Raw genomic sequence first — 15,839 nt, 5'->3', positions numbered from 1 at the left:
TCACCTTCATGAGTCCATAAACTGCACACCACGAAGCAGATGGAGAGTAATCTTTAACTGACCGAACCAAGTAATTCTCTCCTTGCTGCTCACCTCCAGTATGGATTGCCGATCACGCAATTTAAACGGTGATTTAATCGAACAAAGAATCTTGAGAGCCCGTTGTTACGAATCGGATATCGTGCCGCAGCTTCTCACTGCTTTTTTATTCAATCTGATGATCGTCCTTTGTGTGTCTGAACGTTACGAAGACCTGCCTCGAGTTCCGCTAAACGCCGCTTGAGAAACTGATGAGAGATCTCGCGAGCTTTGGCTTGGTCGGCAGCGTCGTAGTCCCAAAATTCCTGAATGATTGCTTCGCACTCGGGATAGTGAGTCCCATCGTCGCCGACTCGTTTGCGAGTCTCCGCAAGCGACTGTTTGAGATCGAGTACGAGTTCCGCGTTTTGGGGATCGTGGTAGATGTTCTGAGTCTCGTGCGGATCATTCACCAGATCGTACAGTTCCCAGCCAGGTGGAGTTTGGTAACCGCCGTCGTAATTACAGCCGTAATAGTAGATGAGCTTATGACTCTTCGTACGAATCCCGACATGTGCCGGGTTGTCATGGTGAACCATGTGCATCCAATATCGGTAATAAGCTTCCTGCTTCCAGTCTCTCGCTTCTTTTCCTGTCTCCAGAAGTGACTTGAACGAACGTCCCTGAACGGATTTCGGGATTTCAGCAGCAGCGAAATCAAGCATTGTCGGCGCGTAATCAACGTTTTCGATAATCGTATCGAATCGTTGCCCCGCTTTGACGGTCTTCGGATATCGGACCAGAAATGGCATTCGTTGCGACTCTTCGTACATCCAACGCTTGTCCTGGTAATCATGCTCGCCCAGCATAAATCCCTGGTCAGCGGTATAGATGATCACGGTATTGTCGATCTGCCCCGTCTTTTCAAGATATTCGAACAACCGACCGAGATTGTCATCAATGCCCTTCACACACCGCAGGTATTTTTTCAAGTAGGCATTGTAAGTGAGTCGCGTGTTCTCCTCGTCACTGAAGTTCCCCGGATGATAGTTGGCGGGAAACTCAGCAGGGTACATGCTGGGCAGGTCACGCAGGTAGGACCGCCTTGGATTTCTTGAACCAATCGACGTTCCGATGTGAGGAATCAGTTCATCATCCGCACCACGCGTCGCGATCGATCCAAAGTTTTTATGCCGAGTCCAGAGCGTCTCTGGTTCCGGGATCTCGACGTCCGCCAGGTACGATTCGTATCTCGCTGCATTGTCAAAGTAATCATGCGGCGCCTTGTAATGATGCATCAGAAAAAACGGCTTGTTCTGATCACGGCCTGTCTTGAGCCAGTCCAGAGTCAAATCGGTAATGGCATCAGTCACATGTTTGTCTTCAAACTGAATTGTGTTCTTTCCCCAAGGCTTGTCGCCACGGATACGAAATTCGGGATTGTGATATTCACCCTGTCCGGGAAGCACGCAGTAGTAGTCGAAATCAGCCGGTTCAACTTTCAGGTGCCACTTTCCAATCATTGCCGTTTGGTATCCAGCCTTCCGCATCTGAATGGGAAGCATCTGATCGCCGGGCTCAACTTTCCCACTGAGGTCGAACGCTCCGTTAACGTGGTTGTACTGACCGGTCAGCACGCAGGCTCTTGAGGGCGAGCAGATTGAATTTGTGCAGAAGGCATTCGTGAACAGAGCCCCTTCTTTCGCCAAGCGATCAATGTTCGGAGTAGGAGCGATTTCCGCAAGTCGACTTCCGTAGGCAGAAATCCCATGCGCTGCATGGTCGTCCGACATGATCAGAATGATGTTTGGACGTTGAGGTTGATCGGCTTGAAGTTGAGGCGTATCAATGAGTTGTGGAATGGTGGCAATGGTGAGCAAAAATGCCAGTGTAGTTATTCTGTGTAGTAAATGATGTGTGAATGATCGGCGGCAACCGACCTGCGAGGCTGCAAGGAATTGGAACATGGCGTCTTTCTATCAATCGAAGAGTGTGCAGCGCGATTCGCGAATTCGTGCTTCACCACTCATTAGGAGTGCGCAATAAACACCAGGGGACCACGGGCGGCAACCTGAATTACGGCCCCTTAGCGGCAAGGAACCGAAAACGGTTCCGTACGCATTCTCACTTCTTTTCCTCAAAAGTTCAATTCTCAGCGGCAACTGGGACAACCTCGAAAGGTATTTAATAATCTAGGCAAGGAATGGAAAACAGCGGCGTCAGCATCATGGTTCTGTGTGGCACTGGAAGCAGTCGGATACGTGGTACTACACGGAACCAGGCCCCCGGAAACGAGTCGCTCTCTTCGATGAAGGCGGAGAGCGGATTCGTGTGAAAGAGAACAAAGAAGTTGCACGGCTAGCTCTTGCTCGGATCAAACTGGTGGACGAACTCAATCCACGTGCAACGGCAACCAGTCAAAAGTGGACTGTGGCCCGTGTCATATAACGAATGGTCATCGAAGCGGCTGATGATTTTGTCGATCAACCGTCGCTCGACTTCACCCTTGCGACGGTTCCCGCTGCTCTGCACAATTTCCAAGACCGACTCGTAGGCCGCGGCCAGTTGTTTCGGTTTTCCAGAACTTCGTGATACTGTTTAACCAGTGGTTCCAACTGACCTTTCAGCTTCTTGATCTTAACCTCCACCACCCCGATTTCGGCGTCGGCTCTTAGAGTTTCCAACAGGACTACGACAGTTGTTGAAACCCGTCTGTCGACCCGTCCAATTCCAATACCTGGAGCATCTTCAGGTTTGGCTTGCAGTGTATCCGCAGGTGTGAATGGAATACAAACACTTTTTGGGCCTGAACACATCAGCCAACTCGCCAAAACATAGAGCATTTCAGAATCAGCTCGGATCGATATTTCTTCACAAAGCTGCAACTTGTCGGTGGGCCGCAATGAGCGAGTTCAACTATTTCATTGCCTTTGGCAAAGTTGCTTTTGAAAGGCTGTTGGTTTTCGGCTCACAACGAACGATCCAAATTCGATCATTCACTATGACTGCGGCATGCTTCCCGTCGCTTGCAAGGTCGAAATGATTGAAGTTGAGATCTCTTACTCCGACCAAAGATGCTGTTTTTATGGTCCTGAAATTTGAATCGATCATGGAAATGCGAGCGTCTTCATCCCTGTCAACTTCTTCATTAATTTTAAGCTGTGGCGTCGAAGAATATTGATTCAGGCCATCAACTTCAAAAGAGATTGGAACGGCATCGGTGAGTTTGCCGTTACGGTAATGACAGACCCGGTACGTTCCTGCCTCCGCGATAACTGCCCAGTCAAACGGCTTTGAAAACCATTGAAAATGAGGGCGGCTTGAACTTCTCTTCCACGGGTCTACCTTCAAGATTGTTTTTGCCTTAATTGTCCCATCCTGGATTAAAAACTCTTTAATAACACCTTGATCTGAGCCTGAGAATATGGACCTTCCGTCCTTGGAAAAGGACAATTTGTCACTGTTACCCCCCATCTCTCTACTCTGTCGAGACGCGACAACTTCAAGTCGACCATTATCCAGAGCGACAACCCACGTTGATTCGTCAGCTCGAATGACGAGTCGATTTGAAGCTGCCGTGGGACCACTTGTCGGCAAAAATAAGAATTCTGAGATTCTATCGAACTCGTCATCGGCGTCTTCTTTGAGGATCTCTGAGACGGAATGGGATTGGATCAGGACTGGATCTTTTTTGGTGATGTCCCAGATTGAAATGTAGTCTTCAGAGATCGTCGCCAGGCGTGTGGAATCGCTTGAGAAGCAGTGATCCCCTACCGAGAACCGATGAAGTGAGAACGCGTTCTCCGCATAGGAAACGAAATCAAGAACATCACCATCAGCTGCATCGAACAACCAGACCTGACGATCCCTCCTATCGGGCCAAGTCCCTGCAAAGAGCCAGCGATCGTCTGGAGAGAACTCGACATTGCTAATTTTGGCGCGATCGAATTTAAGAATATGGACAACCGAGTCTGGCTCATGTCCTTCGCGAATTTCGAGATCGACATCCTTAATGCTTAAAGAGGAGAGTGATTTTGCCCCCGGTGCAGAATTCCGACCTGCCATTGCATCAGTACGATGGGACATGACCTGTTCAATGTCCGAAATCTTGATGATGGCAATTCCATCTGGGTCATCGCTGTTCTTGACATGAAGAGCGATTTGTTTTCCATCGCCAGAAAGTGCAAATTGCGTTTCATCCAACAGGGCCAGTCTGGGAATTTGCATTGAATCAGCAAAGAACGTGAATTGATCATCAACAACTCTGAGCAGTAAAGCACCTCGATCGCGAGGGAATGCGAGCAACTTGCCGCTCGCGTCACTTCGCACCACCGTCCCATATTCGTATCTGGTTGTTGCTGGCGCGGGGAAAGTGTACGTGCCCAGGTATTCCGCAGTTTTCGAATCGTAATAGTCGATTTCGGTTGACTGCCAATCTTTGGTTCGAGAGAGCAGGCAGAACCACGCATCGTTATTGGCATAGAAGCTGGTGATCGGATAACTGCTCTGCAATCGTTCTGGCGATATTTGCGAGATTGATTTGGTTCGATTCCCCCCTTCGACGGTTACAAGCATAAAGGCATTCTCATCTCGAAAAGCGGCTCGATTTGAAGAAACCCCGGCGATTCCTTCGTCCACAGATTTCAACTCGGAACGACTTGCAAGTGCAGTCTCCCGTCCACCTTCGTCGATCATAAAAACAGTATCATCGGGGCTACCCGACCGAGTGTTGTGGATATAAAGTCGACGACCATTTTCTTGTTTAAAGGCTCTGGACGTTGCCCAGAAAACAGGACTAGAAGCGCGTTCTCGTTTTCCATTCTTCAACTCATGATCGCTCGAATAGATGGACTTGTCTGAATGACTGTAAAAGTAAAGTCGAGACTCTGAAGCAGCGATCAGTTCAAGAGTCTCACCTCGACTCTTGCTGGGATATTGATGATATGCGTACCCCGAAGGGAGTTGCTTAACAACCATGCGTCCCACATCTGCTTGACTGCCAAACTCCATAGAGGCATCTTCTGAAAATGAGTACTTGTTGAAGCGTTCAATGGTTCGACGACCGTTGAGAAGGAACAGGTGGTTTCCGCTCTTGGAGAATTCGATTGAATCGGAGGACAAAGGTTTCGAATTTGAATAGACCTGTTGAATTGGCAGATACTTCAATGGGACATTTTCCCGATCCTGGGCAAACGAAATCGCGACCCAAAAAATAACGATGAAAACAGTGATTGCTCGGCACATGTCACTTCTCCTGAAGCGTGGGGAATCACGATATGGTTGAGAGGATTGGTTCACGTCCCAATGTCGTGAACTTCTAAAGTTTGAGATCTCACACTGGTTGAAGATCGCGTTGTAATGTTGAAGCACTCAAGCTTTGTGGCACGCGTGCTTCATGGCCCTTGACGATTCCCTTCACTATAACTGGCGAAAACTGCCTCCGAATAGTGCAGCGGAATTCGAGATTTTCTTTTATTTATAGTCCGACCTGTTTCGAGCCACGACCTTCAGCGACAGACTGAACTTTCATCGTTGAGCGGCATGTCGTGAGCCCGATTTTTCCTCTCAAGGAGCTTGATTGAGACCGAACTAAGGTGGGGCTGCCACAGTCAGAACTTGCTCACGCATATCAATTGATATTGAGTCAAAATTACGGCTGAAAGCAAATGACTTCTTTACGTTTGTCGCCGGCATTAGAGCAGTTTGCTCTACCGTGTGCCTGTGAAGAACGCAGTTCTCTAGTAAAAATGCTGTTCGCCACGAGGCAGATCCTGCAAACCAATTCGAAAGATACTCTAAACGCTTTGGCAAGATAATTAAATAAGAGCTCGCAGTTTCTCTCTCAAGTAACGGACGTGGAATAGTCCATCCGAAAAGATGATTCCCCTGCTTTCGCTTGTTCCCCCAACTCAACATAAAGGTTGATCTGGTCTCCCCCAAGCTTGCTGGCGTTGGGGGAGGAATCAGTCTGTCTATGCCCGTATAAAGCTGATGCCACTCAGCATTCTCGTGAAGTCATACCGGTTCCGATCAACGAGGTATTTACCGCGACCGGAGACCCATCGTGTCGTGCGAAATCCCTCAGCAGCAAGTGTCCAGGAATATCGATGAGCCCCCGCAATGAATTCGCGTGCAAGTTGAGGTTGAGAGCGTGCGAGGTTGAAGGTGGCTCCATCTGCATTCAATGTTGTACAAAAATATGGGCGAGGCCAAGTCATAAAGTGTGTGACGAAATTAAAAAATTCAAATTCTTAAAGTGATCACGTTCTTTGTATGACTGACTTTCGATTCAGACGATACTTCATGGGGCTCTGAATGAGACTCTCATAGCCATCCGCTCTCTGAGAGAAATTCAAAACGGTACCTATTCAGATTCGGTAGATCGTAACTCACGGGCAAGCCAAGCCTTGGCGTATCTCCAATCGCTGTTGACTGTCGTGAGAGAAACCTTCAAATATTCGGCGATCTCCTCTCCCGTCATTCCGCCGAATACTTTTTGTTCAACGACTTCAGCCAGACGCGGATTCTCTCTGGCAAGAGACTCCAGTGCATCTTCCAATTCAATAATGTCTATCCTGGCAGTCCCGGCGATAATCGCGGGGGAGACTCCACGATTTTGCTGCTGTGACCCACCTCGCTTTTGGGCCTTCCGTCGCCTTGCGTAGTCAACGAGTAGCCTCCGAATAATGTTGGCACCAGCAGCCATCGCCTGGCAACGATCTGCGAAGTCCACGTTTCGCTGTTCCAGCAATCGCATAACCGCATCGTTGACGAGAAGTGTCGGCTGTAATGAGTGCCCCGGAGATTCCTTTTTCAAAGCGCGTTCAGCGATCACGTGCAATTGCTCGTACATCGACTGCTGAATCTCCTGATTGCTCTTCTCCGTCTTTTTAGTCATGGCATTTTTTGGCGACGAGTGCTGGTGATTATTTAATTCGCATATCTCAACAATCAGCAGAGATTTTTTTGAATATAAAATATGCGTTCTGTCTTGTGAACATGTGTAGTGTTCCGCACGAAAAGCACGCTCCACGGACACAAGCAGCAAGACAATGTTCCAGGCGCAACACCACGATCTGCCGTGTATTGTTCAACGATTTCACTTTGTCGCTCCAGGTGTTCTGGAATTCCAAAATTTCTTGGCGCGAGAGATTTCTCAACCAGCGACGACAGCCCAAATGAATGTGCTCGAAGTTTGATCCAATCATTCTGCTCATTCTCAAGAATAATTTCCAGTTTCGACCGCACTAAGCAAGTCCACTTCTCGCCAAAGCTTCTGGAGTTGCAGGATTGTTTCTTCGACCTACGAAGAAAACTCCAAGTTCTAGGGAACTGTTTATATACATTCTGGAGAACAGGAAGATCGCCGCCTTCTTGTTCGAATTTGGAGTCCCCAAATGATTCAACAAAGAACATTCTCGATAAAAAGTGTCAATTGGACGGAAAATCAGATAAAAAACGTTGTCGGAGTTTTACCAATCGGGTTAGCGGGGAGATCAGAGTTGGGCGGCGACAGCAATGAAACACACGATAAACGGCGGGTACTTATTCGGGAGTGGTTTGCGAAACTAGTCGAGCTTTCTGGTGAGGAACAAGCAGCATGTTTGGACGAGCTACGTGAACTAGATGAAAGTGTCGCAGCTGAGGTTCAAGCGTTAGTTGAGCGGGATCGCGACAATGCACAATTCTTGGAAGGAAGCCCTCAAATTGATCTGGGCGCGGATGAGACTCACGTCTGGCGGATTCCCCCGGAGATACCGGGGTACACGTCTATCCAGCATATCTCCGAGGGTGGACAGGCTGTTGTTTTTCAGGGACGACAGGAATCGACGAACCAACTTGTCGCAATCAAAGTGTTGAAAGATGGTTTTCTCGGTGGCAGTTCAGCTCGTGAACGGCACCTGGAAGAGATTAGATCTCTCACCAGAATTCAACATCCAAACATCGTTTCCGTGGTTGATTGTGGATCCACTGAAGACGGTCGCGAATACTACATCACGAGATTTATTTCAGGCCAAAATCTCGACGAATACATCCTCGCTGAAAACCTGACAATTGAGCAACGAGTCAGCCTGTGTGCGAAGATTGCCAGAGCACTGGACGCAGCTCACCATTCAGGAATTGCTCATCGAGATCTCAAGCCCTCAAACATTCGTATCGACAGGCATGGTGAGCCACACATTCTCGATTTCGGGCTGGCGAAGGGGATCGAAGCAGGCACAATCGTCAACGGAGATTTGAAGACCGAGTCTGGAAGCTTTGTAGGGAGCGTGAACTGGGCGAGTCCTGAACAGATCGATAAAAGATTCGGAAAGATCAGTTTGCGAACGGATATTTACCAGTTGGGTGTCGTGTTCTTTCAGGTCTTTGCTGGATGCAAATTTCCATACGACGTCTCTGGTGAATTCCTGGAGTCATTCCAAAGCATTCTTCAAGCGAATCCGAAATCCATTCCAGGTGCTGAAAACGACATCAAACTTGCACGGGTCAATAAAGTGATCCGAAAAGCGTTAAGAAAAAAACAAGAGGAACGTTTCACATCTGCCGGAGCATTTGCCAGAACACTTGAAAAAGCGATTGTAATTTCGGATCAGAAGGCTGATGGAAAAAAAGAACGCCCTGCGATTGTCTCCTGGATCTTCCTGGTGGGATTTCTGCTTGTTGGATTATTCGTTGCCGCTTTAGTCATTCAATGGCTATATCCAGCTCAGTTTGACCAAGCGGTTGCGCGAATTCAAAAAACGCTTTCTTCGAAAAGTTCAGAGCATTTAGCGAAAGGAGAACCACAGATTGAACCTGAGACAACTGCAGTTGCCGCAGAGATCGAACACCCTCCATTTATGGTCGATTGGGAAACTCCGATTACTCCCGACATGTCGAACAACACACCTCCGGTGGTGACTGAGAATTCAAGAAAATTCGCGAGCGTCCCGACACCATTAGAGCCTGTTCAAATCAGCATGAGTGACGTGAAGCTCCCTGAAGGTCAGACAGGGTCGACTCAGGCGACCTTCGAGGTCCAACTTTCAAGAGCCAGTGCTGAGAAAGTACATGTTGACTACGCGACATCGGATGAGACAGCTCACAGTTCCTCAAGCGAATCCAGAGACTACAAATCGATCAGTCGGCAATCACTGACTTTCGAGCCAGGAGAAACTTCAAAGAAAATTGTGATCGACGTTCTAGGCGATTCAGAGTGGGAACGTGAAGAAACGTTCGCAGTCAAACTGTCGAATCCGAAGAACGCTGAAATCTCCAAAGGAAAAGCAGTCTGCACAATCCAAAATGATGACGTCTTCGTCAGCGAGCACGGTGAGCTCGATTTTCGAAAATTCGACGGCCTGAGGCTGAAACCGTGGGACTTTAAGGGAAATTTCGGTGTCAGTATCAACCAGGGGATTCCAAGTCTCCGGATTGTCGGAGCAGGTGGGCAAGATCACAGTGCGATCAATCGGTCGATCAAACTCGGGGGCGAATTCTTTATTGAAGCTCAATTGTGGGACAATCGCAACAGCGAAGCAGAATTCATTCTCCAGTCATCAACAACAGCCGAGTCGCTCCGGTTCTCATTAAAAACGATCGCCTACCACGACTGGGGGGCTGTGGGAAATTCCGGCGAGATCCAAGACCTCGCCCCTGGTTCAGTCTTTGCCAAGAAGAGTGTTTGGCTGCGAGTTGAACAGATTCCTGGAGAGGGAGTCTATGTCTTCGCGAATGGAGACCGAAGTCAAATGCATCGAATCGCAGTGGATATGGAGACTCCTTTTGATTCGCTGGAGATTCGATTTCCGAATGAGAAATGTGTCAAGCAGATCCAGAACCTGCGTTGGGGGCCTATTGAGACAACCCCGCTCGTAGAGACGAAGCCCTTTGGTGATTCCAGTCGACAGACTTCCAGTGGAGAAATTCCACAGGGCTGGGTAGCCATCGGAACGTCGCGAGAGGGGCAACCACGCCGATTTATTTCAGAAGACTTGCAGATCGGTGAAGACTTTAATGTTTCGTTTACTCTTGATGTCAAACGTATAGGCTCATTCGCCCTCAATTTCGTTGGCGACAAGGGAAGTGTCACCCTGCCTGTCTACATTTCAATTGAAGGCTATGAAGCCAAAGTCTCTCTCGGCGGAGCAACGAAATCATTTCAATACGAATTTGGAGCCATCGACGTCCGTATTGTGCGAACCGGTGACCGAATCCAATTAGAGTTTGGTGGTCCACAAAATGTCATTGCCATTGAACCTCACGGGCTGAAAAATTTCTCTCGCTTGGAACTCGACCTCATCAAGACAGATGGTGCCATCACCTTCCAGAAACCAATTTTGGTGAGATGAACGAACTCGTTCTCGCTTCAGAATCTCTTACTGCAACTGCGCATCTACCTCAGTTTTCCGTTAGGAGTCATTCTTATGAACACCCGTCAAATTTTCAGCCCACAACTTTCCCTGAAACTGATCTTTGTAACCGCCTGTTCCCTTTTGAGTACCTCTGTGTATTCCGATGATCTGCACTTCTACGAAGGGACGTTCTCACATGCAGACCTTGGAGTCATGAACGTCAAAATGTCGCTCGATAAGTCACTTGACGATCAACAAGAGTGCAGCGGAGAGTTGACGTTCCTGACACTTCGTAAAGGAGATCAGTCCAAAATCATCAACCTCACGCAGAAGGTCCAGCTGACCATTCTGGATGACAAATGGGTTTTACAATTTGGCAAGATGACCTCTTCATCAGTTGACGCCGCTGCCCAACCATACCCATCGCAGACAAAGTTGTCGTTGACACAACAGGGAAGTCAGTTAAGAGGGATGTACGGGAAAATGAGAATCCAGTTTCAATCAATCGAAGTTGATTCTCCGGACGATGAGTCGTTCGTGTGGACGAGTGTTGACAACTCACAGTCCTGGCAATTTTTAAGGGAAATTGAGGAGATCATGGCGTTTCACCTCGCTGGTGAACGAGTCATCTCTCCGAAGTACAATGAAGGTGCTCAGAACAGCAACTTACAGGTTGCTGCCACGTATGCACTGGCAAATTCGAAACTTAGCTCTGAAGTGGAGAAGCGATACCTGGCACTTGATGCAACAGGAGTCCACCCGCGTGTCAAGATGCTCTACGACGATCACGTGTTTCAAGCACAACATTTAGCTCGAAGCTGGAAAGCTGTCGCTGATGCGATGATCAATCAATTACCGCGAGAAGTCATTGAACAACGGATCGTTGAAGCGAATTCGCTTGTGACGACGAAAGCAAGTGGACGTGCTGGAGTCTACAGGGCTCTTCTGAATGCGTTGCTGCCGTCAGGGTCAAACTTGGGCTCGCTTCCACCATCCGAAGAAGCAACTCCTGATGAATCACTGGTCAAAGATCCTAAATCGCTCGCCTACTTCCGCGATTACCAAAAATTGGCATTCGGCCCCGACAACAAAATCGCAGTACAGTTCACAGATCTCTGGATGGCAGGCCAAGACATGTTGAATTCGCGGAACCTTGATGATGTGAGCCCCTCTGCTGCTCAACTGCAAAAAGCCAATGATTTCCGCGCCGAAATCATCAAGTCTCTCGAAGAGCACCCGTGGGACTCTGAGGGCGTTCATCCCTGGGTTGTAATGTATGTGAATTATGCCATCGGATTAATGAAAAGACGGCATGAGATTGCTGAACGAATCATTGAGGCACGTTACCAATTTGCAGCCAATCCTACGGACGCCAATATTCAACGACATAATCAGATTTCAGACGAAATGGGTGTTACCGATGGGGAAGCTCATGCTGTGGGTGGTTTTATTGGCACGTGTATTGAAATGCTCGAACATGGAATGGTTCTGGGACCATATGACAAAATCATGGAGGCTGCCAAAGCTCCTAACTACGTCGATGAACGACTTCCGCAGGCTCAGGCTGACTTTCGTATCGAAGAATTTGTTCAGCCAGTGACGATTAAAAAGCCTCGCCGTTCGAGATGATCGATTGACTGACTGTTCAGTGAAAGATGAGCGAATCTTGGTTTGATCCGGGGATCGCATCCCGTAGACCCCAGATTCAATTTCATGAAAGCAAGACTTCTTGCGGACACACTTGAAGGCCATTCCTATGGAGATCTGGTTTCATTCTAAGAGCGACACATATTCATGGCTATCAAATTTTTCTGAAGACGGATTCACGCTCGACGGCGAATTTTGGCCAAGTGTCGAGCATTTCTACCAAGCACAGAAGTATGTTGGAACCGAGCACTCAGAGCAGATTCGGAATGCTGAGTCCCCCCTCAAAGCCAGGAAAGCGGGAAAAAACCGCTCATTGGTTCCGCGGCCTGATTGGGATGAAGTCAAAATCGTTGTGATGCGAAGTGCATTGGAGGCAAAGTTTTTGCAAAACCAGCGATTGAACCGAAAGTTGCTGGAAACGAAAGATCATGAACTTGTCCACGAGTCGAAATCCGACTCCTTCTGGGGAAGGTCACGTGAAGGGACCGGTCAGAACTACCTTGGTGAACTCCTCATGCAGGTCCGCGAAGAGCTTGCCTGAATTGAACTGAAAACCGAGCAATAAACTTACCTGCCGATGTCTACAGGTAGGTCGAAATCGCAGAGTAGCTGATGCAGTCTCGTGACTTGAAGTATGATCTCACTTGCATAGATAGTGATTGAATTACGGTCCTCATCGCTACAGTTCCCGTTGTGCCCATTCGAGTTTCCGTTGGCACTACCGTTTTCGGTACTCAGCTTCAATGGGGCCGCTCTTTTTTAGAGCGGAAGACAAGAAGGTGAAGCGAATACACAGAAGCCATCGCTAAGCTTCAATGGGGCCGCTCTTTTTTAGAGCGGAAGACGACTCCGATCTATTCGCAGGCGATCGAACTTGACGAGCTTCAATGGGGCCGCTCTTTTTTAGAGCGGAAGACTCAGTGCGATTGAGGCTCACGCTGTCGAGACGGGGAATGCTTCAATGGGGCCGCTCTTTTTTAGAGCGGAAGACGAGTTGATGCGGTTGCGAGCAGTGTGACATTTCGCAAGCTTCAATGGGGCCGCTCTTTTTTAGAGCGGAAGACGGCAACGTCGGCTGATCTGCGCGAGGAATGTGAGGATTGCTTCAATGGGGCCGCTCTTTTTTAGAGCGGAAGACCCTCGAACGAAGGCGTAGCGTAGAGCTTGTTGTCATGCTTCAATGAGGCCGCTCTTTTTTAGAGCGGAAGACGACGGAGCAGACAGAAACCCAAATCACAATGTATAAAGCTTCAATGAGGCCGCTCTTTTTTAGAGCGGAAGACGGGGATCTGTTGACGATGAATTCGTTTGCTCTGGACACGCTTCAATGAGGCCGCTCTTTTTTAGAGCGGAAGACCATCGGCAAAGCGTATGGACACTCAGGGCAGGACGTCGCTTCAATGAGGCCGCTCTTTTTTAGAGCGGAAGACTCATCTCAGAAACGTGCATCTCAGCGACTCCAAAGGCTTCAATGAGGCCGCTCTTTTTTAGAGCGGAAGACGGGCGTTACCTATTTCAACCACCTCAACCTGCACCGCTTCAATGAGGCCGCTCTTTTTTAGAGCGGAAGACGTCCGACTGAAGGTTCTCGCACGGAATACGGAAATAGCTTCAATGAGGCCGCTCTTTTTTAGAGCGGAAGACCTGAGCTGAGAGCCGATTCTCAGCTAGGTTGACAATGAGCTTCAATGAGGCCGCTCTTTTTTAGAGCGGAAGACCGAGAGCCATCGATCGGCTCGCCATGTGCAGCCGGTCCCCTTCAATGAGGCCGCTCTTTTTTAGAGCGGAAGACCGAGTTAACCCTCTGAGGTTTTCTATGATTTTCATATCCACTTCAATGAGGCCGCTCTTTTTTAGAGCGGAAGACCCATGAATCTCCCAAGGTTGAAGCAGGAGAGGAGAGCTTCAATGAGGCCGCTCTTTTTTAGAGCGGAAGACCAAACCTCCTCCAGTGAGAGCCCCTCTCAGGTATCTCGCTTCAATGAGGCCGCTCTTTTTTAGAGCGGAAGACCAGCCATCAGCAATAAACGAGGCCCACGGATCAACGCCGCTTCAATGAGGCCGCTCTTTTTTAGAGCGGAAGACCCTCCATGCCCCATGGATCATTGGCGATCTCATCACGCAGGCTTCAATGAGGCCGCTCTTTTTTAGAGCGGAAGACCGTTGCTCTCAGGACGGCAGGAACGCAACTGATTCTGCTTCAATGAGGCCGCTCTTTTTTAGAGCGGAAGACCCTTTCTCTACTGAGATCTGCCGATCTCCCTTCAGGCTTCAATGAGGCCGCTCTTTTTTAGAGCGGAAGACCGAGATTGGACCCCCTAGCGAGTGAGTTTCGATGTCCGCCGCTTCAATGAGGCCGCTCTTTTTTAGAGCGGAAGACCCGGCTCAAGGTCTGTTACTGCCCTGGAACCTTCCGGCTTCAATGAGGCCGCTCTTTTTTAGAGCGGAAGACCATATCTTCGGTGATCGGCTGTAGATTCGCATTATCCGCTTCAATGAGGCCGCTCTTTTTTAGAGCGGAAGACCAAGAGGTTGGTGACCGGTCAGCGTGAAAGAAAAGCGTCCTTCAATGAGGCCGCTCTTTTTTAGAGCGGAAGACCCGGAGTCTCGGCGTTGTCCTCAACCATAAATGTGACCTTCAATGAGGCCGCTCTTTTTTAGAGCGGAAGACCAAGACGCTCAAGTTGCAGGGCGTGACAATCTCGGATTCTTCAATGAGGCCGCTCTTTTTTAGAGCGGAAGACCCAATCCTCTCTTCGCTCAAGTTCACAGTGAACTCGCTTCAATGAGGCCGCTCTTTTTTAGAGCGGAAGACCCGCAGCACTGAGAGGTAAACAAAGACGCAGAAACTTGCTTCAATGAGGCCGCTCTTTTTTAGAGCGGAAGACCGCATGAGACGACACGCCAATGCCGTCTCATGCTGGGTCGCTTCAATGAGGCCGCTCTTTTTTAGAGCGGAAGACCGTCCGTAGAGCTTGTTATCGCCCGAGGTCTTAATCCAGCTTCAATGAGGCCGCTCTTTTTTAGAGCGGAAGACCGCGGATGATCGACGACGGGATGGTCACTGCTGATTCGCTTCAATGAGGCCGCTCTTTTTTAGAGCGGAAGACCCGAGCGTGATTCGGACGGGAGTGTGGTTTCCGAGACCGCTTCAATGAGGCCGCTCTTTTTTAGAGCGGAAGACCAAGTCAGCGTCATCCGCAACGACAAAGGGGAAGTCCTTCAATGAGGCCGCTCTTTTTTAGAGCGGAAGACCAAAATGTGCAAAATCCATTTAATATAATCTACGAACCTTCAATGAGGCCGCTCTTTTTTAGAGCGGAAGACCCGCCCGCGTTCAAAGTCGCTAAACGGAAACGAGTTGCAACGTCGATTTCGCGGGGTCGGTAAAAACGGGGTTCTAAAGGCATCTTATCGTGGGCTAAAGTTTCTTACTGGTTGCCAAAGAACGACTTATGGCTGCGAGGGGTGAGAGGTGTTTTCAGGCCACCGGAGCCCTCGAGCCTAAAGAATTGTAGCAGATCTCTCATGCGGAGTAACTATCGGATCGCCCCAAAATTCAACACAACTGTCTCCCCGACCTTCAATCGGACCGAGGTCGACAATCATTACTCGGTCCTCATCATGGTTGAGCAGCGGCCAGAGTAATTCTTTCAGCGAGTGTAATTCTGTGTCGGTCAGTTCGGCCCGAAAGACAGAGTATTGAAGGGCATCGCCATAGCCACGCATGATCGGATAAATTTTCCGATATCGCTTCGGACAACTGATGTCATAAGCAACAAGGTAGACGCTTCTCATGGCTGCGGACTCGTTGAAATGTCGGAGAATTCAAATCCGTTA

At 48.9% G+C, this 15,839-nt stretch carries 9 protein-coding genes and 1 CRISPR repeat array; of the genes, 4 read left to right on the top strand and 5 right to left on the bottom strand.

Going from position 1 to position 15,839, the window contains the following annotated elements:
* Positions 1-209: 209 nt before the first annotated feature.
* Positions 210-1,985 (bottom strand): sulfatase, encoded by a 1,776-nt coding sequence (locus ACN0YR_RS00095; RefSeq protein WP_417847160.1) that lies wholly within the window; start codon positions 1,983-1,985, stop codon positions 210-212.
* A gap of 268 nt (positions 1,986-2,253) precedes the next feature.
* Between ACN0YR_RS00095 and ACN0YR_RS00090 the strand changes: the two genes are divergently transcribed.
* Positions 2,254-2,466: a hypothetical protein gene (locus ACN0YR_RS00090; RefSeq protein ID WP_417847159.1), complete on the top strand. Its 213-nt coding sequence runs from the start codon at positions 2,254-2,256 to the stop codon at positions 2,464-2,466.
* Positions 2,467-2,934: 468 nt separating this feature from the next.
* Here the strand turns inward: ACN0YR_RS00090 and ACN0YR_RS00085 are convergent, their stop codons facing one another.
* The 3 genes from ACN0YR_RS00085 to ACN0YR_RS00075 form a co-directional block, all read right to left on the bottom strand.
* The gene (locus ACN0YR_RS00085) at positions 2,935-5,262 is read right to left on the bottom strand and encodes a WD40 repeat domain-containing protein (protein WP_417847158.1); all 2,328 of its coding nucleotides are present in this window, start codon (positions 5,260-5,262) and stop codon (positions 2,935-2,937) included.
* A gap of 728 nt (positions 5,263-5,990) precedes the next feature.
* Complete coding sequence (locus ACN0YR_RS00080) at positions 5,991-6,236, bottom strand: hypothetical protein (protein WP_417847157.1); 246 nt, start codon at positions 6,234-6,236, stop codon at positions 5,991-5,993.
* 146 nt (positions 6,237-6,382) lie between these two features.
* On the bottom strand, positions 6,383-6,916 hold the full coding sequence (locus ACN0YR_RS00075) for an ECF-type sigma factor (RefSeq protein WP_417847156.1): 534 nt from the start codon (positions 6,914-6,916) through the stop codon (positions 6,383-6,385).
* A 499-nt stretch (positions 6,917-7,415) separates the two neighbouring features.
* Between ACN0YR_RS00075 and ACN0YR_RS00070 the strand changes: the two genes are divergently transcribed.
* From ACN0YR_RS00070 to ACN0YR_RS00060, 3 genes are all read left to right on the top strand, one after another.
* Entirely contained in the window at positions 7,416-10,349 is a 2,934-nt protein-coding gene (locus ACN0YR_RS00070) for a protein kinase domain-containing protein (protein ID WP_417847155.1), read from the top strand.
* A gap of 75 nt (positions 10,350-10,424) precedes the next feature.
* A complete protein-coding gene (locus ACN0YR_RS00065; RefSeq protein WP_417847154.1) occupies positions 10,425-11,981 on the top strand; it encodes a hypothetical protein in 1,557 nt (518 codons plus the stop codon).
* Positions 11,982-12,108: 127 nt separating this feature from the next.
* A complete protein-coding gene (locus ACN0YR_RS00060) occupies positions 12,109-12,540 on the top strand; it encodes an NADAR family protein (protein ID WP_417847153.1) in 432 nt (143 codons plus the stop codon).
* Positions 12,541-12,736: 196 nt separating this feature from the next.
* A CRISPR array of direct repeats spans positions 12,737-15,327; the repeat unit is 37 nt; unit sequence GCTTCAATGAGGCCGCTCTTTTTTAGAGCGGAAGACC.
* A gap of 176 nt (positions 15,328-15,503) precedes the next feature.
* Here the strand turns inward: ACN0YR_RS00060 and cas2 are convergent.
* Entirely contained in the window at positions 15,504-15,797 is a 294-nt protein-coding gene (gene cas2 / locus ACN0YR_RS00055; protein WP_417847152.1) for a CRISPR-associated endonuclease Cas2, read from the bottom strand.
* Positions 15,798-15,839 lie beyond the last annotated feature (42 nt).

Origin of the sequence: Thalassoglobus sp. (assembly GCF_048270125.1) — a bacterium.
GTDB lineage: Bacteria > Planctomycetota > Planctomycetia > Planctomycetales > Planctomycetaceae > Thalassoglobus.
The sequence above is the reverse complement of the archived record's forward strand: the minus strand, read 5'-3'. Positions and strand labels throughout refer to the sequence as shown.

Excerpts from the sequence above, each read along its gene's own strand:
- ACN0YR_RS00065 (WP_417847154.1), top strand. The coding sequence starts at position 10,425 with ATGAACACCCGTCAAATTTTCAGCCCACAACTTTCCCTGAAACTGATC.
- ACN0YR_RS00080 (WP_417847157.1), bottom strand. The coding sequence starts at position 6,236 with ATGACTTGGCCTCGCCCATATTTTTGTACAACATTGAATGCAGATGGA.
- ACN0YR_RS00070 (WP_417847155.1), top strand. The coding sequence starts at position 7,416 with ATGATTCAACAAAGAACATTCTCGATAAAAAGTGTCAATTGGACGGAA.
- ACN0YR_RS00085 (WP_417847158.1), bottom strand. The coding sequence starts at position 5,262 with ATGTGCCGAGCAATCACTGTTTTCATCGTTATTTTTTGGGTCGCGATT.
- ACN0YR_RS00075 (WP_417847156.1), bottom strand. The coding sequence starts at position 6,916 with ATGACTAAAAAGACGGAGAAGAGCAATCAGGAGATTCAGCAGTCGATG.
- ACN0YR_RS00095 (WP_417847160.1), bottom strand. The coding sequence starts at position 1,985 with ATGTTCCAATTCCTTGCAGCCTCGCAGGTCGGTTGCCGCCGATCATTC.
- cas2 (WP_417847152.1), bottom strand. The coding sequence starts at position 15,797 with ATGAGAAGCGTCTACCTTGTTGCTTATGACATCAGTTGTCCGAAGCGA.
- ACN0YR_RS00060 (WP_417847153.1), top strand. The coding sequence starts at position 12,109 with ATGGAGATCTGGTTTCATTCTAAGAGCGACACATATTCATGGCTATCA.